The organism is Ralstonia sp. 22086 (genome assembly GCF_052045975.1).
GTDB lineage: Bacteria > Pseudomonadota > Gammaproteobacteria > Burkholderiales > Burkholderiaceae > Ralstonia > Ralstonia wenshanensis.
This window is the reverse complement of the sequence record NZ_JBQEPZ010000004.1, coordinates 726,415-746,189: the sequence shown is the minus strand read 5'-3', so window position 1 is coordinate 746,189 and position 19,775 is coordinate 726,415. Positions and strand designations below refer to the sequence as shown.

At 64.0% G+C, this 19,775-nt stretch carries 15 protein-coding genes; 8 read left to right on the top strand and 7 right to left on the bottom strand.

The features are described from left to right. Positions 1-245 precede the first annotated feature (245 nt). Entirely contained in the window at positions 246-1,172 is a 927-nt protein-coding gene (locus tag ACTJK6_RS20670; RefSeq protein WP_414561546.1) for an MASE4 domain-containing protein, read from the top strand. Between the two features lie 56 nt (positions 1,173-1,228). Here the strand turns inward: ACTJK6_RS20670 and ACTJK6_RS20665 are convergent, their stop codons facing one another. Next, positions 1,229-2,017 carry a hypothetical protein gene (locus ACTJK6_RS20665; protein WP_440840028.1) on the bottom strand — a complete coding sequence of 263 codons (789 nt, stop codon included), beginning with the start codon at positions 2,015-2,017 and terminating at the stop codon, positions 1,229-1,231. A gap of 63 nt (positions 2,018-2,080) precedes the next feature. Next, on the bottom strand, positions 2,081-3,340 hold the full coding sequence (locus tag ACTJK6_RS20660; RefSeq protein WP_260801242.1) for a glycoside hydrolase family 28 protein: 1,260 nt from the start codon (positions 3,338-3,340) through the stop codon (positions 2,081-2,083). A gap of 361 nt (positions 3,341-3,701) precedes the next feature. Here ACTJK6_RS20660 and ACTJK6_RS20655 point away from each other — a divergent pair, with 361 nt between their 5' ends. The 5 genes from ACTJK6_RS20655 to ACTJK6_RS20635 all read left to right on the top strand — a co-directional run bounded on the left by ACTJK6_RS20655 (position 3,702) and on the right by ACTJK6_RS20635 (position 8,627). Continuing rightward, positions 3,702-4,244, top strand: coding sequence for a hypothetical protein (locus ACTJK6_RS20655; RefSeq protein WP_260801241.1), 543 nt, complete (start codon positions 3,702-3,704; stop codon positions 4,242-4,244). A gap of 138 nt (positions 4,245-4,382) precedes the next feature. Next, the gene (locus ACTJK6_RS20650; RefSeq protein ID WP_440477429.1) at positions 4,383-5,534 is read left to right on the top strand and encodes an ABC transporter substrate-binding protein; all 1,152 of its coding nucleotides are present in this window, start codon (positions 4,383-4,385) and stop codon (positions 5,532-5,534) included. 263 nt (positions 5,535-5,797) lie between these two features. Further along, positions 5,798-7,363, top strand: coding sequence for a methyl-accepting chemotaxis protein (locus ACTJK6_RS20645; protein WP_322017917.1), 1,566 nt, complete (start codon positions 5,798-5,800; stop codon positions 7,361-7,363). A gap of 42 nt (positions 7,364-7,405) precedes the next feature. Then, the gene (locus ACTJK6_RS20640) at positions 7,406-7,867 is read left to right on the top strand and encodes an MEKHLA domain-containing protein (protein ID WP_440840027.1); all 462 of its coding nucleotides are present in this window, start codon (positions 7,406-7,408) and stop codon (positions 7,865-7,867) included. Between the two features lie 160 nt (positions 7,868-8,027). Beyond that, positions 8,028-8,627, top strand: a complete 600-nt coding sequence (locus ACTJK6_RS20635) for a hypothetical protein (RefSeq protein ID WP_260801238.1) — start codon at positions 8,028-8,030, stop codon at positions 8,625-8,627. A gap of 15 nt (positions 8,628-8,642) precedes the next feature. On the opposite strand, the gene ACTJK6_RS20630 is transcribed toward ACTJK6_RS20635, so the two are convergent. Further along, a complete protein-coding gene (locus ACTJK6_RS20630) occupies positions 8,643-10,814 on the bottom strand; it encodes a PTS sugar transporter subunit IIC/EAL domain-containing protein (protein ID WP_440840025.1) in 2,172 nt (723 codons plus the stop codon). A gap of 288 nt (positions 10,815-11,102) precedes the next feature. Between ACTJK6_RS20630 and ACTJK6_RS20625 the strand changes: the two genes are divergently transcribed. Next, entirely contained in the window at positions 11,103-12,173 is a 1,071-nt protein-coding gene (locus ACTJK6_RS20625) for an FUSC family protein (protein WP_322017921.1), read from the top strand. A gap of 82 nt (positions 12,174-12,255) precedes the next feature. Here the strand turns inward: ACTJK6_RS20625 and ACTJK6_RS20620 are convergent, their stop codons facing one another. The 3 genes from ACTJK6_RS20620 to ACTJK6_RS20610 are packed head-to-tail and all read right to left on the bottom strand — an operon-like array spanning position 12,256 to position 15,309. Further along, on the bottom strand, positions 12,256-14,463 hold the full coding sequence (locus tag ACTJK6_RS20620) for a LamG-like jellyroll fold domain-containing protein (protein WP_440840024.1): 2,208 nt from the start codon (positions 14,461-14,463) through the stop codon (positions 12,256-12,258). 55 nt (positions 14,464-14,518) lie between these two features. Next, on the bottom strand, positions 14,519-14,758 hold the full coding sequence (locus tag ACTJK6_RS20615) for a hypothetical protein (RefSeq protein WP_440840023.1): 240 nt from the start codon (positions 14,756-14,758) through the stop codon (positions 14,519-14,521). 5 nt (positions 14,759-14,763) lie between these two features. Continuing rightward, positions 14,764-15,309: a hypothetical protein gene (locus ACTJK6_RS20610; RefSeq protein WP_322017924.1), complete on the bottom strand. Its 546-nt coding sequence runs from the start codon at positions 15,307-15,309 to the stop codon at positions 14,764-14,766. 391 nt (positions 15,310-15,700) lie between these two features. On the opposite strand from ACTJK6_RS20610, the gene ACTJK6_RS20605 reads away from it, so the two are divergent. Further along, complete coding sequence (locus ACTJK6_RS20605) at positions 15,701-17,491, top strand: rhamnogalacturonan lyase B N-terminal domain-containing protein (RefSeq protein ID WP_440840022.1); 1,791 nt, start codon at positions 15,701-15,703, stop codon at positions 17,489-17,491. 56 nt (positions 17,492-17,547) lie between these two features. Here the strand turns inward: ACTJK6_RS20605 and ACTJK6_RS20600 are convergent, their stop codons facing one another. Further along, positions 17,548-19,398 carry an HrpF/NolX family T3SS translocon protein gene (locus ACTJK6_RS20600; protein ID WP_440840020.1) on the bottom strand — a complete coding sequence of 617 codons (1,851 nt, stop codon included), beginning with the start codon at positions 19,396-19,398 and terminating at the stop codon, positions 17,548-17,550. Positions 19,399-19,775 lie beyond the last annotated feature (377 nt).

The window sequence follows — 19,775 nt, the reverse complement described above, 5'->3', positions numbered from 1 at the left end:
TTGCCAGTAGGGGCCGGTTGGCCGTCGGCGACGCCAGACCTGAAAGGCCTACCCCTTCGCCGCTTTGACATTGGGCGGGCGGCTGACTATCACGCGTCTATAAGAGGTCGGGCGCCGCCGCCCCCCCCAAAAATGCGCGGGGGCGCACCATTGAAGACGGCCGCCTGGCAACAATCACATCTCGCACCGCAAGTCACACCACAAGCGAACGAGTGACACAGTCAGCGCAAAAGGGGGCCAACGTGATGTCGGAAACGCTGGACATGCAGCGGGGCTTGTTGCTGAGCCTCTCTCCAGGACGCCGGACGTACTGGATGGCGCAGGCGGTGGCGTTGCTGTCGCTGGTGGTTTTGGTGTCGGCCGTGCCGTTCGCCAAGGTGCAACTGGCGCATCTTCCCTCGTTCGTGCCGCTTTACGAATCGGCCCTCATCCTCAATGACCTGATTACCGCCGCGCTGCTCTTCGGGCAGTTCGCCATCACGCGGTCGCGCGCCATGCTCGCCCTCGCCAGTGGCTACCTGTTCACAGCGGCCACGGCGGTGGGGCACTTGCTATCGTTTCCGGGGCTGTTCGCGTCCGGCGGCCTGCTCGGCGCGGGGCCGCAGAGCACCGCGTGGATCTACATGTTCTGGCACGCGGGCTTTCCACTGTTTGTCATCGCTTACGCCGTGCTGAAGGCGCGCGAAGAGCAGGAGCCCGACCGCTTCCCGGCTCATACGCTCACGCGACAGACGGCGCTGGGCACGATGGCGGCCGTGCTGGGCGCAGCGGCCGCCTGCGTGGCGCTGGCCACCGCCGGCGAACACCTGCTGCCCGCCATCATGACCGCCAACCGCTACACGCCGACCATGTGGATCGTGGCCGGCGGCACATGGTGCTTTTGCGTGGTCGCGCTGGTCGTGCTCTGGCGCAGCCGCCCGCACCTGACGCTCGATATCTGGCTGATGGTGGTGCTGTGCGTGTGGATCTGCGATGTCGCGCTCAGCGCCGTATTCAACGGCGGGCGCTATGACCTCGGCTTCTATGCCGGCCGCGTGTTCGGGCTATTGGGCGCGAGCTTTGTGCTGTTGCTGTTGCTGATCGAGAACACGGTGCTGCACTCCCGATTGGCAGCGGCACGGGCAGAACTCAGGCGGCTGGCGGCGAGCAATATGGGGGATCGGCAAGGCTGACAGCCGCGCCGCACCGAGTTGGCGTGGAGCGAAGTGCGAGTGACCAGCGGAGGTGCTTACTTCTGCAACGTCCTCTTTGCTTCCTGGCCGCCCCACCGCATCGCATAACGCGTCACCGTCCCACGCAACACCCCCACCATGTACTCCTGGTGCCTCGCCTCCTGCGTAGGATCGCTCCAATGCGGCACCGGGTACCGCTCACCCTGCAAGTTGACGCGCTGCGCATCGGCCATCCGCTGACGCCACTCCTGCAGCACCTGGTCGAGTTGCGCGTCGTCGTTCTGATACCAGGCCTGCACCACCCGATCGCCCAGCAGGCGTTGCCGCAGGCGGTCGCGCTGTTCGCGCCAGACGGCGATACGTTCGATATCTACAGTGGCGGCCTGCATGTCGCTGCTCAGGTGCTGGGCTGTCAGCAGCTCGTCATGCGCGTGCATGTACGCCTGATAGCGTTCGGCCAACCGGACGGCCTCCGCCGACGCAGTGGGTGGAAGTTTGCTGCTGAGATAGGCCTTCAACTGTTCAGCGCGATCATCGTCGTGCTTGAGAAGGAACGTGTTGAACACGTTCAGCAAAGCGGTGTCCACGACCAGTGTCTGCTGCGCTGTGATGGTGAGCGCAGGAGCATCGCCCCCTCCGGCTGACGTTGTGATCGGCATGCGGTTGGGTGCGGGCGATATGAGATCGGCGCCAGATGCGTGCGGCTCAACCGCTGCAGGGTTTTCCGATTCAGGCAGCCGCGTCGTCATTACGCCAATCGACAAGCCGACGACGGCCGCACCGACCGCAACGGCGCTCAGATGCCAGGTGCGCCGGTCGCGCAGGGGTTCAGTCTGGATTCGCATTGAAGGCGCCCGCGCCATGCAGGACCGTAAGACGCCACTGCATGGCAAGGTACGTGCGGCCGATCAGAACGAACAGCTCGGCACACTGCCCGACATCGTGAAGCTCGACGTAGTCACGCCGGTGCCCGACGGCACATCGTTCGACTTGTACAGGCCGACATTGGCGTACTGGTCACCGCTTTGCGCCGTGGCATCCAGGCTGACATTGGCCAGGTACGCGTTGACCGGGAAGCTCGCGTTGCGGCCGTCGATCTTCGTGTACGCACCCGACACCGATTGCGTGGAGTACGCACCGTTGACCACGATGTTCGACAGCGACGGGCTGCCGCCGGTCGTGCACGCGTTGTAGTTCGTGTCCATCACAATCAGATGCTTCACGCCGGTCATGCAGGTGTTGACGTAGCTCACCTGCTTGACGGTGAGCGAGCACGGCCCCGTCTTCACGTTGATGCCGTTGTTGTTGGTGGACTGCGTGCCGCTCAGGTCATTGCCGTACACGTAGTTGTTCGTGAACAGGATGTTCGACACGGTGTTCTGGTCGATGCTGCCCACCGACAGGCCATGCGTGCCGTGCAGCCGCGTGTTCGACACCGTCACGTTGGAAATGTCGCCCGAGTTGGTCTTGACGGCAATGCCATCGTCTCCGGCCTCGATATCGGATCGCGTGACGGTGGCGTTGGCCAGGCTGTCGATGTCGATGCCGTCTGCGTTCTTGCGCGTGGCCGGCGTGCGGATGGACACACCCCAAGCGGTAAAGCCGTTGCCGCCTTCCACATAAAGGTTCGGGTGCGCGGCCTGTGCCAGCGTGACGTTGTAGACGGTGAAGTTCGTGATGTTGCTCGCCTGCACGAGGCGCGGCGTGCCGGTGATGATGTCGCCACGGCCATCCACCGTGCCCGGACCCATGAGCGATGCATTGGTGCCCGTAAACGACAGCAAGTTGGCGTTGCCGCTGTAGCTGTCGTTGCCGAACAGCGTCACGCCGGAATTGATGACGAGCCCCGCTCCGCTGATAGACAGGCTGCCCGTGTAAAACGCGTCATTCGAGCCGGAAGCGGCCAGCACCACGCTCTTGCCGGTGCCTTTGCAGTTGGTCAGTGCCTGCTGAATGACGCTGGTGTCGTCAGCCGAAGACGATGGCGGCGACGTGCGCAGCGCGCTTGAATACCGCGCGTTGATCGTCGTGCAGATACCCGGATACGTCGGCTGCGTGACAGTGCGGCTATCTCCCGTGGCCAGCGTCTGCGCACCGGCGGAGCCCGCAGCGCCGGCAGCCAACAAGGATGCGGCCAGGATCAACCCGACCTTGGTTTGCATGTTCATCGATGTCTCACTCCTGTCTTGGTGTTCGGCACCGGAAGGGCAGCGTGTCGGTGCCACCTGGGCAAACCGCACCCTCGATTCACGATATATCAATGCATATTCATTGGTATATCAGTGAGGAAAATTGAGGATTCAACCGGAACCCGGCTCGATTGGCGTTTTGCCGCCGAAGACCTGTTCACAAATACGAAAGCTCACCGCCGTATCGCCCGGCTGAAGGGTGACGCCACGGCGCCAGTTACCTAAGATGCTGCCCTCCCGACGGGTTGCTACAAGCGGCCATGCCGGGTCCGACGGTCATGCGCAACACCACGTGCATGGCCGTCAACCTCTGGCCACCACTCAGTGCAACCCACTCCCGATGTCGAAGATCAGCAGCGCGAACGGTATCCCGCCGCGGCATGACAGCCCGCATGACGGGCCGCACGCAGGGCGCCCGACGCGCGTTGCACCTTCGCCCGCCTGCATCCCCCGGGCGCCGGGCCCTGGCCTCACGCAACTGCCCAAACCCACCGCTGCACGCCAACCCGCCGCGCCAGCCCGCGTCAAAGCCTTGCGGACACTCGAAACGCGGCAGCGCCTGCACCGCTTGCGCAAAGAACTCGGCAAGATCGACCCGCCACCCGGCTGCGCCCAAGACGCCCATGCCGACATCCTCGCGGCCATGGCACGCGCGGGCTTGGGCGGCTGGACATTGCCCGCCCTCACCGACCCCGCCAATGCGCGCCATGCAGATGGATCGGTGACGGTGTCGCTGGTGTCGCACACCATCGTCTTCAACGTCGGGGGCGCGTTCCGCATCATCGACCTGCTGCCGCCTGGCAGCGTGTACTTCGAGTTGGCCGGGCGCGACGGCACAGCGTTTGTGCTGCCGTGCGGCTGTGCCCCCGTCGCGGCCCATTAACGCACGGCACCACTGCGTTTAGAGGCTCGTCCCGATATCTCAACAATTCTCGCCTCAGGGTTATCCGCCATTTCGGCCGGCCCTCACCTTTTCGACACTCCTGCCACACCACCAATAAAACAAGGGGCGGAGACAGGTATGGACCGGAGGCAATTCGTACGGAGTTCAGTAGCACTGGGCGGCGCAATGATGCTGTCGCCCATGGCGCGCGCGGCGGAGGCCGGCGTGTTTGCAGACAAGATCGTCTTTGGGCAGACGGTCGGGTTCGACAGCGTGTGGGGCGGGCTGTACAAGAACTACACCAATGGGCTGCTGGCCGGCTTCGAGCAAGTCAACGCCCAGGGCGGCGTAGCCGGCCGCAAGCTGGTCGTCAAGCGGCTCGAAGACAACTACCTGCCCGACAAGGCCGTGGCCAACGTCAAGACGCTCATGCAGGAAGGCGTGTTCGGGCTGGTGTGCATGGGCGGCACCGGCAACACCATCGCCGCATTGCCGCTGCTGGAGCAATACCGCCTGCCGATGGTGGGCGCCATGACAGGCGCCACCGCCGCGCGCAAAGCCAGCGCACCGCTGTTCCACACGCGCGCCAGCTACGCCGACGAAGTCACGAAGATGGTGCAGCACGCCACCACCATCGGGCTCAAGCGCGTGGCCGTGGTCTACCAGGACAACCCCTTCGGCTCCGGCAATGCCGACGCTGCCAAAGCCGCCGCCAGCAAGTTCGGTGCGCAGATCGTTGCGCTCATTCCGCACAACGCCAAGGGCGACGACATCGACATGGTGGTCGACAAGATTGCCGCCGCCAACCCGCAGACCACGCTGCTGTTTACGTCGCCCGCCTCCGTGGCCGACATGCTGATGCGCTATCAGGCCAAGCACGGCCCCGTGCCATTGCCGCAGCCGTGGATCCTGTCTGTTACCACGCCCAAGACCGTGTTCGAGAAGGCCGGCACGCTGGCCCATGGCGTGGCTGTCACGCAGGTCATGCCGGGCCCCAACGTGCGGACCCAGCCGCTGGTGCGCGCGTTTCGCGAGGCCAATGACAAGTTCGGCGACCACAACAATCAGACCTACGAAGCGGTAGAGGGCTTTCTCACCGCCCGCGTCATCGTGGAAGGCCTGCGCGCCTGCGGCAGCAACCCCACGCGCGAAGGCTTCATCCAGGCGCTGGAAGGCTTCGGCACACGCGACTTTGGCGGCGTGCGCGTCCATTACGACCGCAACAACCACGCCGGGCTGGATTACGTGGACGTAACCATGATCGGAAGTAACGGCCACCTGGTCGGCTGAATCATGCGCGGCTTGTGAGTTAAAGGGCTTGACGCCCACCCGCCGCCAAGGACGTTCAATCGGGCGGCGGGCACGTTGTTTTAGGTGACGGGCGTTGTAGGCCGATTGCCTCCCTCAGAAGAGTTACTCCCACACTTCCACCAACGCGCGCTAAAGAACCGGCGCGCCACCGCCGTTACCTGACAGTGGAGACAATCTCGGCAGGCCGGCGCGCAGCGGGATTGATATATCAGAACGGATACAACACAAGAGGAAGTCCCGCCATGCAATGGTTCGCCAGTCTCAAGTTAGGTCACAAGCTCATGGGCTTGTTGCTGCTCTGCGCAGCCACCACGGTGGTTGTTGGGGTGGTCGGTACCGTCAAGGTGCGTGAGCTCGCCACCATGCAAACGACGATGTACGAGAGCGAAGTCGTGCCCATCCGGCAGATTGGCACCGCCGCGTGGCAAGCGGCAGCGCACTATCGGCGGCTGTACGACTACGTCGTGAAGACCGACCCGAAGGGCCGCGAAGACACACTGGCATTCAACAAGGGCGGCGAGGCCGCCATCATCGCCGCGTTCGACTACGAACGTGCGCACCCGTTTGACGATCGGCAAAAGCAATTGCTGGCGGATTTTGATGCCACCTGGCCGATCTATCTTGCTTCCGTGCAGAAGGTGGAAAACCTGGCGCGCCAAGGCGACCAGCCCGCTGCGCTTGCCGAGATGCAAGCCAACACGGATGGCCTGCACGTGAAGATCCGCAAGATCCTGATCGAATTCTCCAACCTGCGCGATGCCTCGGCCAAAACACGCGCCGAAGCGGGCGTCGCACTCGTTGCCGGGGTCACGCGCTGGATTGTGGGTTGCGCGGCGGTAGGCGTGGGTATCGCGCTTGCGCTGGGTCTGGCCGTTGCCCGATCGATCGTGCGGCAGATCGGGGGCGAGCCTGCGCAGGTTGCGCGTGTGGTTGCGCAAATTGCCGGTGGCGACTTGCAAACACGTGTGGACACGCGTGCGGCCGACCGGCAGAGCATCCTGCATGCGGTCGTGCAAATGCAGGGCAGCCTTGCAGCGGTGGTCGGGTCAATTCGCACGAGCACGGAATCGGTGTCTGTGGCATCGCGCGAGATTGCCAGCGGCAACGTTGATCTGTCCTCGCGCACGGAGCAGCAGGCCGCCTCGCTTGAGCAAACCGCATCGAGCATGACGCAGTTGACGCAAACCGTGAAGCAGAACGCAGACAACGCGCGCCAGGCCAATACACTCGCCGCACTCGCCACCGAAAAGGCAGACGCCGGCAACGACGCCATGCAAGGCATGGTCAGCACCATTGAAAAGATCAGCGGCAGCTCGACCAAGATCTCGGAGATCACCGGCGTAATCGAGGGCATCGCGTTCCAGACCAACATCCTCGCGCTCAATGCCGCGGTGGAAGCCGCTCGTGCCGGCGAGCAAGGCCGCGGCTTTGCGGTGGTGGCCAGCGAGGTGCGCAGCCTTGCGCAGCGCTCTGCGTCCGCCGCCAAGGAGATCAAGACATTGATTGGCGCATCGGTCTCGATGATTCAGGACGGCGCAACGCAAGCCCTGGCTGTCGGCTCCACCATCGGGCAGGTGAAAGACGCGATCAAACGCGTGTCCGACATCGTGGGCGAGATCACCGCCGCGTCGGACGAGCAGACGCGCGGCATCGAGCAAGTGCACACCGCGATTCATCAGATGGACGAGGTGACGCAGCAGAACGCCGCGCTGGTGGAAGAGGCTGCTGCGGCTGCGCAATCGCTGGAGGAACAGGCGGGCAAGCTGAAAGACGTCGTGTCGGTGTTCAAGCTGGTGGGGGCGGGCTGATAAAGTCACCTCCTCTTTCTTGAAGCTCACCGATACAACGCGATGACGGTATCCCTAAGCCTGGACCCGCAGTTCTTCAACCTGCTGGCCGACAGCCACCAACGGCTGGTTGGCGCGCCGCTGTTCGACAGCACCATCGCGCGCGCTGATGCGGCCCGGTGGCTTTACGAAGACGCGCCGTTCTGCGTGCTGGCACACAACACCGACGCCGACCCGCGCTTCATCTATGCAAACCGCGCCGCGCAGCGCTGCTTTGAATACGATTGGGACGGCATCACAGCGTTGCGCTCGCGTTTTTCGGCCGAGCAGCCGAACCGCGAAGAGCGCGCGCAATTGCTCGAAGCAGTCCGCACCCGTGGGTTCGCCACGGGGTATCGCGGCGTGCGCATCTCGCGCTCCGGCAGGCGGTTCTGGATCGAGGGCGGCACCGTGTGGAATCTCGTCGACAGCGACGGTGTGTACCACGGGCAAGCTGCCACCTTCCACCAATGGCATGACGTGTGATTTGCGGGGCGAAAGCGCACGCGCAGATCGGCTTAGCATTCACCACGCGATACAACAACAACGTACGTTTCAAAAGGGGTAGGAGTTGTCGAAAAAGATCCTCTCGCTGGTCTTGGCCTGCGCTTGCAGCATGAGCCAGGCGGCCTTCGGACAAATCTCAATGGCAGCGCCACTGACGGACGCGCCGCAAAGCGAAGCGCTCCAGGCTGAAGTCATTCAAGCGGGCACACCTCAAGCGGAAGCGCCCATGCCGGAAGCCCCGCAAGCCGAAGCGCCCGCCCCGGAGCCCACCCCAAAAGCCGAGCCCATCGCCAAGGTCGAACAAAGCTATTGGGAAGCGGAAGGCCTCAGCGCGCGAATGCGCAAGGCGCGTGCGATCACGCTGTATCTGCTGGACCCGGCAATGGCATCGCTCAAGGCCGTGGACGAAGCGCAACTGAAAGACACCGGCTGCGAATACAGCACCGAAGACGCCGCGCTCATCGCCAACTTTGTTGATTCCATCGAGCGCAACAGCGTGCGCAGTAACTCGTTCGCACTGCAGTTCGAGCCTCGCGAAGCCGTCTACCTGGCACTCGGCGGCGGCAGCGAGATGAAGCTGCTGTTTGAGAAGCCCTACCAGAACCAATCGGAAGTGCTCGGGCAGATCAATGGTCAGCCGGTCACGGTCGGCAAGAGCCTGGTGGAAGGCTTGTACCGATGGGCCGCGAGGGTTGACCGCGTCCGTCGCTGCGAAAACTTTGTCGGCAAGTACCGCTAAGCCACACACACGCCCTCAAAGCACAGGCGCCAACGCCCGCAGATTGGCATCCAGCACAAACTGCTGACACACGCTCGGCGCCAGCGGTCGGCTGAAGAAATACCCCTGAAACCGATCGCACCCGAGGGCTGACAGGCGCTTGAGCTGCTGTTCAGTCTCCACACCTTCCACCACCGTCGACAGGTTCAGCGTACGGCTCAGGCTGGCAATGCTGCGCACGATGTGCTCGTTGACGCTGCCCGCGCTCACGTCGGCCAGAGAGCGGTCGATCTTCACGGTGTCCAGCGGCAGTTCGCGCAGGTAGTGCAGCGACGTATGGCCCATCCCGAAATCATCGAGCGCGACTTTCACACCGGCCTCGCGCAGCTGCTTCAGGTTGCCGATGGCGTTGATGTCCGGCAGCAGCATCGTTGATTCAGTGATCTCCAGTTCAAGCTGCGTGGCCGACAACCCTTCGCGCTGCAGGATGTCGAGCACGTTCCGGTACAACCTGCAGTTCAGCAACTGCCGTGGCGACAGATTCACGGCGACCACGAAATCGTCCGGCAAGATATCGCGCCAGGCAGCGCGCTGGCGGCATGCGAGCGACAGGATGCGTAGGCCGAGTTGGTCGATCTGGCCGATGTCATCGGCCAGCGCCACGACGATCGGCGGGGCCACGCGCCCCAGCACCGGATGCTGCCACCGCAGCAGCGCCTCGGCCCCAAACACGCGCCCGGTGGTGCAATCCACCTGCGGCTGAAACTCCAGAAAGATCTGGCCTTCCTTCTTGATGGCGGCTTCCAGGTCGCTGGCCAGCGCCACCGCCATGCGGCCTTCGTCGCCGGGCAGGTCTAGACAGCGCCGGCACTTCAGGCTCACTTCGGGCGACTCGACAATCCGCAGCAAAGACGCAAGCACATCCTGACTGCGCCGTGCGGACAGCACATCCGCCATGCGCACAAACGGCAGGTAAATGGCCGCGCCCACCGCCAGGCCGATGAGCTGCACCACCGCGCCCCACACCGAGCCGGTAGCCGCGTAGCCGCTGAACAGCGCCGGGGTGGTCCACGCCACGGGGTAGCCGGTCTTGGGCATCAGGTCCGCAATGGTGGCCGCATAGGCAATCAGGATCTGCACCAGCGGCGTGAGCAGAAACGGAATCGCATAGACCGGGTTGAGCACCAGCGGCAGCCCGAACAGCAAGGGCTCGTTCACGTTGAACAGCGCCGGCAGCATGACGACCAGCGCCATCTTGCGGCCGCGCAGCGTGCGCCTGGACATCAGCAGTGCCAGGATCAGGCTGAGCGTGCCGCCCGAGCCCCCCATGCGCGCGAACACCGCGAAGAAGTGATAGGTAAAGATGAACTGCGGCTGGCCTCCACTGGCAACCGCCACCGCATTGGCCTGCGTGGCCGGCTCCAGGATGTGCTGGTGCACCGCATACAGCGCGTTCGGCCCATGAATGCCGAACAGCCAGAGGACCTGCGCCACGGTTTCGTAGCCCAAGCCAAACAGCAGGCTGTTAGCCACTTCCGAATACGGCGTCGCCAGCAGCGCGCCCAATGCCGCCGTGAGCTGCGGCCAGCCCGCCCAGGCCATGCCGGCTTTGAGCAGGGCAAACGTCAGGATCGTCAGCATGCCGGCCGGCATGACCGACAGCACATCGCCCACCAGCAGATCGTTGCTCAAATGGTGAGACGGAATGCGCAAACGGCGGATGCCGCACAGCTTCAGAAACAGGCTGCCGCCCAGCGACGCAACCAGCAATGCGCCAAACAGCCCCTGCCCCAGCGAGAGCGATGCCATCAAAGACGCATCCGCATCCGGCGCAATGAGCGTAAAGAAGCACGACACCACCACCACGGCCGCCACCGTCGGGTTGACCACGCGATGCCCACCGCGCTGGTTGTACAACTGCGCCAACACATCGGCAAACCCGAACAACGCAACCAACGAACCGATGCCGACCGTGCCCGCCAGCACGCTGTCGCAAAACGCATCCAGCCGCGCGCCAAAGGCCTCCATCAACACCTGCCGCATGCCGGCGGTGGGCGGATTGCGCAACAGCAGCGCCAGCGCGCCCACCATGATGAGCGGCAAAGAGAGCGCCAGCCCGCGCCGAATGGCAATGAAATACGGCCCACGGTCGAAGCGCTCGGCAGCGCTCAACAACCTCAGCCAGGGCGATAGCGCATGCGTCGTCATAGGACTGGATTTTGTTCGAGGTGAGTCGGCAACATCCCCGGTCGCCCGGAGCGTTGCCTATCGGGCTATGCATCGTAATCGACACGAAGCGGCGTGCGCTGAAGCGAAACCCCTTACGCAATACGCAAAAATGCTCACCCGCCCATGGCAAGCTTTGTGCAATACCTAGGGGAAACCCGAAGCCATGACGCGCCACTTGCACCAGGCGCGCACCACATCAAGGCATCGGCACCAACATGGCGCCCGCCCTATGTACGGCGCGCCCCAGAATCTGCAACGATCTTGCTTATGTCGATTTCCCTTCGTGCGCCCCGCACCGTGAAACTCCCTGCCCCCTTGCTTTCCCTGCTCCGCCTTGTGCGCGACCCGCACCGGCGCTATCGGCATGCCCGGTACATCCACGCAACGCGCGTCGGCCTGGGCGTGCTGCTCTCCATTGCTGTCACGTCGGGCTTTGGATGGCCGCATGGCGAGTGGGCCACCATCTCGCTGCTGATCGTCATTGCCGGCCTGCAGCACCACGGCAACATCCGCAAGCGCGCGGCAGAGCGTGCGTGGGGCACCCTCATCGGCGCCGTGGCGGGCCTGTTGATCATCGTTCAGCAGACGTGGCTCGGGCACCTGCCGCTCACCTACGCGCTCACGGCCATCGCGTGCGGCGTCTGCGCGTATCACGCCATCGGCAAGGGCGGCTATATCGCGCTGCTCGCCGCCATCACGCTCGTCATCGTGGTGGGGCATGGCGACAACAACCTGCTCGACGGCGCCTGGCGCACGCTCAACGTGCTGGTGGGGATTGCGATTGCGCTGCTGTTTTCGTTTGCGCTGCCGCTGTATGCCACGTATTCGTGGCGCTACCGGCTGGCCGATGCGCTACGCGAATGCGCCAGGGCGTATGCCAACCTCGGCCACACCAGTGAAGCCCCGGGCGAGCGCAGCAAGCAGCTCGGCAAGCTCAACACGCTGCTGGTGCAACTGCGCTCGCTCATGCCGTCGGTGTCCAAAGAGATTGACGTGCCCGTCGAGCGCCTGGAGAACATCCAGCGCAGCCTGCGCATCTGCATCAGCACGCTCGAACTGCTCAATGCAACCCACGGGACGTTGGGCCAACCCAGCGGCGACGCACTGCCCGGCGTGGGTGCGCGGCGCATCCGCGACACGCTGATCGGCATGTCGCGGGCACTGCGGTTCGGCACGGTGGCGCGCTTGGCTCGGCCACGCGCGGCCGACCGCGCCGAGGTAAGCCCCGCACCCGGCACGCCCACTGTGGAAAGCGCGCTGGCCGAAGGCTTTGCCAACGAGATCGAGAACCTCCGACGGCAACTGCTGGCGATTGCGCCGCAGTGGAATATCGGGTGAAGCGGGGGCGCCTGCCTAGGCGCTCCCCCTGCGACTTACCTCGGCGGTGTTCGCCACCGGCGTCGAGCAATGTCGCGTCACCTCACTTGGCCAGCGCCGCAACCTCCGCGGCACTCAATGCGCCCGCCTGCACGCGCAAGCCCTGGATGCGGCCGTTGAACGATGGATGCGCCCAGTTGCGGCCCAGGAAGGTGACCTGATCGCCCACCTGCCGCGGCGACAGCAGCATGTCGTCGGTCTTGCCCACCTCGGTGCCGTCAACGTAGAGGCGGCAGGTGTTGCCCTGCAGCGTGACGGCCACATGGACCCAGCGACGAATCGGCATGGCCCACGGCGCTGCCACAACCTGCGCGTCGTTGGCTCCTGCGCCGAAGATCCCGAAACGCAGCACGCCACTACTGCCAGACTGTGGGGCGATGAACATGGAGCTGAATCCATCCTGCCCTGAGAAAAACATGCAGGTGTCCCAGTGCAACCCGTTCGCGTAGGCCCAGAAAGACAGGCTGAAGTCTTCGAGGTCACTGAACACCCCGGACGGCAATTGCAGGCCGGCCTTCTGGCCGTCGAACGCGATGGCCTTGTCGCTGACACGCCCGTCACCCCAGGTCGCGCCGTCCAGCAACGTGCCCTGCACCAAGGTCGTGGTGCCAGCGGGGGTGAGTAGCGCGCCGACCGTGCCGGTGCCGTTCGGATCATTCAGCGGCAGCGACAGGCGGAGCTCGCCAGGAACGGCGATGCGGGCCACGTTGGAACCGGCGCCCGAGGCACCGGCGCCCTGGGCGGTGATCTGGTAGAACCAGACGCCGTTGGGCGGGATATCGGTGTAGGTCAGCAGCTCGCTGGCCGAAACGGTGCCCAGCAGGTTGAAGGGGCCGTTGGCCTGGCTTGCGCGCTTGACCGCATACGAGGTTGCCCCGACGCTGCCCCACCACGACAGCACGACGCGGTTGCCGCGCAGGTTGGCCGTGAGGCCAGACGGCGGCTTCATCGGGCCCGCATAGTCCACGCGACGATGGATCAGCGTCGGCCACATGACGTCGTCGCTGCTGCCGCCGTACTTCGGCTCGACCAACTTCACGATGCGCGAGACGTTGGGCGCCGCCAGCCCCATGCGGTTCACGTAGTGGTTGTAGATCGGCTCCCAGGCGTTGCGGCCGTGCTGGAACGACTGGTTCACCTGCGTCCACAGGTTCGTGTGCGGCTGCGACGGATCCTGTTCACGCGCATAGGGCATGGGATAGGTCTTGCCGTTCTCGTCCAGCAGGTTGGAGCGCGCCACGTATTCGGCGGCTGCGAGGAAGCGGTTGTTGTGCATCCCGTAGAGATCGTCGCCCTGGTTCCACGCCATCTCCAGCAGGTCGCCGCCCAGCGACATGCCCAGCGTCGAATGCCCCTGGTCGCGGCCGCTCTCCTCCCACTGCCCGAAATGGCCCGGGTGCGTGAAATACACGCTATGCACGATGGAGCCATTGCCAAACATCTTCAGCGTGCCGCGGTTGTTGCCGGCGTAGTAGTCAACGGCCAGGCGATAGAGGTCGGGCCGGTCGCAGAACACGCCGATCGACAGCGCACCGCACAGCGATGCCATGTCCCAGTTGGCGTGAGACCCCAGCGCTGCGTTGTTGAGACGGTTTTGCGAGATGCCCGCGAAGACGTTGAGCAGCATGTCCTGAAAGCGCTTCAGGCTCGCCGGCGCCCAGCCCGAGTAGGTGCGCAGGATCTCGCCGATCTGCGCCAACTGGTGGCCTTGGATGCCCGCCAGGATGATGAAGGTGTGGTCATCATGGGCGGTCGAACCGGGCGGCACCGTTCCAACCTCCTTAAGCGTGTTCGCCCAGGCATCCAGGAACTCCACGGCCTTGTCGGCATAGCGGTTGTCCTGCGGGTCGGACAGCTTCCAGCGCAGTACCAGGGTCCAGGCGTGCCAGATGTCGCCGTACAAAGCGTACTTGGTACTGTCGGCCCGGTAGACCGCGGGCTGCGGATTCGGCTTGGCGGTCAAAGAGGCGTTGGGCTCGGCGCACAGCTTGTTCCACCAGCCCGTCCACGGCTCCTGGCCAGCCTTGATGAGCGCGCGGATGCGGGTGGCATCGTCTTCGGTGACCAGCAGCCCCGGGTGGCGGAAGACACCACTCTCTGAAGCCGGTACAGCCTCAGGCGCCGGGGCGGGCGTCGCAGGTGCCGGAGCGGTCGTGGCCTGGCCTCCTCCGGTCTTTTCCTGCGTCGGACCCAGCCCCTGCGCAGAGGCGTCATCGACACCGCCGCCGCACCCCGGCAGCAGCGGCAGCATGGGGAACAACCCCAGCCCCAGTGTCAACGCGCGACGTACAGGATTGGGTAACTCGCTAACGTTTGCGTACCCCACCGACTTTTTGGACATATTGATTGACCCGACTGTTTTTTGTAGTGGCGCAACCGTAGGTCAGTGTGCGAATGCGCGTCAACGCAATCTCCAAAACGATGAGGATTTTTGAGTGTTCGGGCGCAATCCTTCGCGCTTTTAGCGGGCCGCCATCGCACGACGCGCCCTCCAGCGCCATGAAGCCATCGAAGCCCACCCATCGAAAGCAGGTGGGCGCTGGCATGCGGTTCAATCCACGAGTTCTGCAATTTCGTCGACTTCGAGCGTCTTGCCGAACTTGTTCTTCAAGCCGTGCCCCCACGCATGAACATGCGCGCCGGGTGTGAGGTATGAAGCCAGTTCCGTCGCAGCATGGGGCGGCATACGCAACGAGGTGCCGTCATCGAGCAACGCGCCGCGCAGCTCACCCTTCGGCCCGAACAGAGAGAGCTTGACCTCGCCCGCGGCTTCCATCGGCCGATGCGCACTGGCGCGTTTGGGCGGCTTGTCCCCCTTGGCGGGCGGACCTTCATCGAGGATGACCTTGCCGCTCTCAGTGGTGAGCGAGATCGCCGCGATCATGTCGGCGCCTCTGGGCTTCACCCCGCGTATGCGGATCTTGTCGCCCAGCGCAACATACCGGGCAAGGTGTCGCGACAGATGGGGCGGCACGTGAACTTGCCGAGGTGTACGACCACCCAGCACAAAGCCATCGACGTCCCCTTCCGGGTTCAGAAGGAAGTTGCGTACCGTGCCGCGGACTTCCGGAAGACTCTCAGGATCGATCCAATGCATTGCATGTCCTCGCTGTGGGTTGGGTTGGAGAAAGGAAATGGGCGCGATACCGGCGTGGCATTTGCCAACCGCGCCCTTCTGCGGCGGCGCAACGATCATGCCCATGGGCTATCACTGGCCGATGTCGGAGTCGCATTCACTGCCACCGGCGGCAGTGCACCGCTTCCTCAATAATTCTCAGCAACGCGTGCTGGTCCAGGGCCACGTGAGTAGACTTGCCCGTAGCCATAGTTCACGAGCCTATGTGACGAAAGTGGTCGGGAAGCCCCGGGGATTGACCACCTCGGGGCTTTTTTCTTTTCAGGGAGTCAATATCCCTCCTCTCTTCCCGCCGCTCCGCCTGTGCCGGAACGCCGTCGTTGCGCAAAGGCCGTAGCTGCCCGATATACCCATGCCCACAACACGATCTGTGCTCGATACCCACTGGGCCAAACGCCGTGGCCTGAAACAGGTCCGCGCGCTCGCCCTTGCGCTGCCGCTGGTCTGTCTGCAGATTGCCGGCGCCGAGCCTCTGCACAATCGCGCGGCCCCCTGCCGGGTCGGCAATGACGCAGCCATCGACGCGGATCACGGTACCCGCACTGGCTGGCACCCCGTGCCGGCCGGCCAATTCGGCGTCAGCGCCGATGCCAACGCCTACACCGTCGACACTGGCGCCGGACTGGTATTCAAGATCCGAACGCGAGGCGCCAACGGCGGTGACCGGGGCAAGGGCGACATCGTCTCAATGCTCTGGCATGGCGTGCAGTATCAAGACCCGCGCAAAGGCAGCCAGGTGAACTCCGGTTTTTCTGGCCTGTATGACGGGGATGAGCGCGTCAATGTAGACGCCGCACGCTTGGGCAATGACGCCATCAAGATCACCGTCAGCGCCGGGGCATTGACCCACGTCTACATGGCGCGCCGTGGGCAGCCCAACATCTACATGGCGACGTATTTCACCGCCGAGCCCAAGCCCAATCTCGTGCGCTTTGTCGTTCGGGTGCCGCACGCGCGCCTGCCCGATGGGCCGCCATGCGCAGACATCACCACCGCCGTGCGCGGTGTGGAAGCCCATGACGTCTTTGGGTTGGCCGACGGCCAAACGCGCTCCAAGCATTACTCCAACATGCGCCTGAAAGACTGGCAGTACTTTGGCGCCACGGGCCCAGGCGCGGGCATGTGGATGGTGCGCGACAACAACGAGGGCGGGTCGGGCGGGCCGTTCTACCGCAGCCTCCTCGACCAGGGTGCTGAAGACCAGGAGCTGACCTATATCGTCAACTACGGTGAGAACCAGACCGAGCCCTACCGCATGGGCGTTCTCAACAGCTACGTTCTGGCCTTTACCGATGGCGAACCGCCCAGTGAAGTCGACACCCACTGGTTCAAAGACATGGGCCTGCCCGGCTACGTGCCCGAGAACGATCGCGGCGCACTCGAAGGCCGCTTTACCGGATTGACTGAAGACGCGCCGTACACCCTGGCGCTCAGCAACGCGCATGCGCAGTACTGGGGCGATGTCGCTGCAAAAGACGGCCACTTCCATGTGCGCGGCATGCTGCCAGGCCAGTATCAGGCGACGCTGTTCCGCAATGAGCTGGAGGTGAAACGCTTCAACGTCGATGTGCAGCCCGCCCGCACGACGCCTTGTGCATGCGGCGGTGTCGACCATGACCCGCAACACGATGCCGCGCTGTGGCGCATCGGCACCTGGGACGGCACCCCGCGCGAGTTCCGCAACGGCGACAAGGTCACGGTGATGCATCCCTCCGACGTGCGGATGCAACCGTGGACCGGCCCCGAATACATCGTCGGCCGCTCCACCCCCGCCAACGATTTCCCCGCCTACCAGTGGAAAGCCGTCAACGGCACGCTGGTTGTGCGCTTCAACCTCAGCCAGCGCGACATTGCCGATCACCGGCTACGCATCGGCATCACCACGGCCTTTGCCCACGCCCGCCCCAGCATCACGGTCAACCAGTGGAGCGCGCCCGCGCCGCAACCCGCAGTGGAGCCGGCCACGCGCAGCCTCACGGCCGGGTCCTATCGCGGCAACAACGCCACCTTTGCGTTCGATATTCCAGCATCGGCCTTTGTGGCGGGCCTGAATGAACTCAAGATCAACGTCGTCAGCGGGAATGCCGGAGAAGGCTTTCTCAGCCCCGGTTACGCGTTCGACGCCGTCGATCTGCTGAAGTAACAGCACACACGGGGGCCGCCAACAAACCGCGGCGGCCCCCCCGGCTGCACGCAGGCTTACACGACGCTGTCTTCTTCGGCCTCGTCTTCGGGCTGCTTGGGTTGCACTGGCGGCTGCATGGGCGGCTGTGAAGCGGACGCATCCACCGTCGCGCCGTCCTCGCCAACCTCTTGCGAATCATCCTGCCCAGCAGGCGACTGCGACGGATCTTCCAGGCGCGCCTTCAGGCCGGCCAGATAATTCTCGGCGTGGTCCTGCGCTTCTGAAACGCCCATATTGATGCCTGCGTTGATGGCCTTCTCGGCAACGATCTTGGTGATGCCTTCCTTCATTGCAAGCCGAACTTCCGGGCCGCCGATGTTGCCGATGGCGGCGGCCGCCAGGTTGAGGCCCGCCTCTTCCAGCGCCTTCTTCACGTTGCCGCCGCTGACCATTGCATGCAGGACGTTGCAGCCTTGGGACTCGGCTTCCAGCGCCGTGGATGCAGCGTCCGCAAGCTCGCCAATGCCGGGAATGAAGCTCAGCGCGCCCACCGCCATGGATGCCCAGTCCAGCAGCTTGCCTTCCACCTTGAGCGCGGTATCGATGGCGTGCATCAGGAAACCGCCGTTGTGCTTGGGCGACTTGATCTCGGGCTGGTCGGCCGTGCCCATCAACATGCAGGCCACGGCGTTCTTGTCTGCGTCGGTCTTGGGCGTGTGGGTCTGCGGCTTCTGCACGGTCTGGTTGGCCTGCGACAGGTTGCCGTAGAACTTCTGGAAATCGCGGCCGGCAATATTGCCGGAATCCACCGTATGGCCGCCGCCGAAATCGAAGAAGCCGTGGTGCGTCTTGTAACCCGTGATGGCGTTGTTCATCAGGCTGAACAGCACCGGGTCTTGCAGCAGATTCTTCGCTGCCTGCCGGACATTCGGGTCGAGCTGCTTGTCGTTCGCCATGCTCGACAGCTTGTCTCGCGTGAGATCGCCATCGCCAAAGAACGCTGCCTGGTTGCCGTTCATCGTCTTGAGCGTGTTCAGCTCGGCTTGCGTCAGGCTCATGGATGAGGACGCAGCTTGCAGGAAGTCTGCCTTCTTGACCTCGCCCCCGCCCGTCAGCCGGTTCCAGGCGTCCTGATGGTCGAGGAAGTACTGCGCCGCTGCAATGACCTGCGGCGGCGTCTTGCCGGTCTTGGCGTCGCCATCAACGATCTGCTGGAACTCGTCTTTGCCCAGATTCTTCGTGAGGTTGTCGGAATACTTGTAAAGCTCGCGCAGCGCATCGCTTTCCGACATGACGGAAGGCTGACCATTCGCATTGCCATCCGACGGGATGTAGTTCTGCTCGAAGCTCTTGGCCTGTTGCTCGTTGAACGCGCTCACCTGTGCGTGTTCCGCCGTGAAGGCATCCAGGTCCTTGGCCTTGATCTTGCCGCCGCAACGGCCGTCACCTTGCGATCCGATGGCGGTGAACAGTTGCTGGTCTTGTGCCAGGCCCTGCAGTGCCGCCTTCAGATCAGGCGGCGTCGAAGGGTCGTTGATCTTGTCCTGCAGGCCATCCCAACTGATCGGGCATTGGTCTTTGTGCCGATCCAGCACCGACACGATCTGCACTTCCGATTGGCTGAGCGTGCCGCCGTTCCACGTTACGGTGGACTGCGGCGACCCCGCTTGCTGTGAAGACGCTGCATTGCCCTGCTGGGGCGCCGCATTGGGCTGCGTCACCGCATGCCGGTTGCCGCTGTTCTGCGTGACGTCGTCGTCATCGCCGTCATCGTCATCGTTGTTTTGAGAAGCGAGCGACGCAGTCAACTTGGCGCTGATGCCTTGGTAAAGGCTCAACTGCGTCTGGTCGGATGGGCCTTGCTGGCCCGGCAAACCGCCCATGCCCGCGATGGTCGTTGCGGTATCCACGGCCGCGTCGGCCATATCGCTCCGGCTTGCGTGCTTCGCCTCGCGGCTGGCAGTGTTGGATGAAGACATATGAACGGACATACCTGCTCCCACTTGAACACTTGAACGTGTCGTTGCGACCTGTGGCAAAGCCGGTATTTCGCGATCAAGTACGGATCACGCATGCCGTCATGCCTCGTATGGATCGCGTTTCCCTTCAACAGCCCGCCGACTCAGCACAACAAGGCTGGCCGAGCGGGCACGAATTGGCGCCCCGCATTGCAAGCGGAGGCCTGGAAAGCCAGCGTAAGAGTGGGAAAGGTCAGCAGCGGCTGCCCGACCGAAAACATGGCGCGGCATGCGAAGTGGTTGGAACTCGAAACTGCAGGGGGTGCGGCGGGATCAGCGGTTTT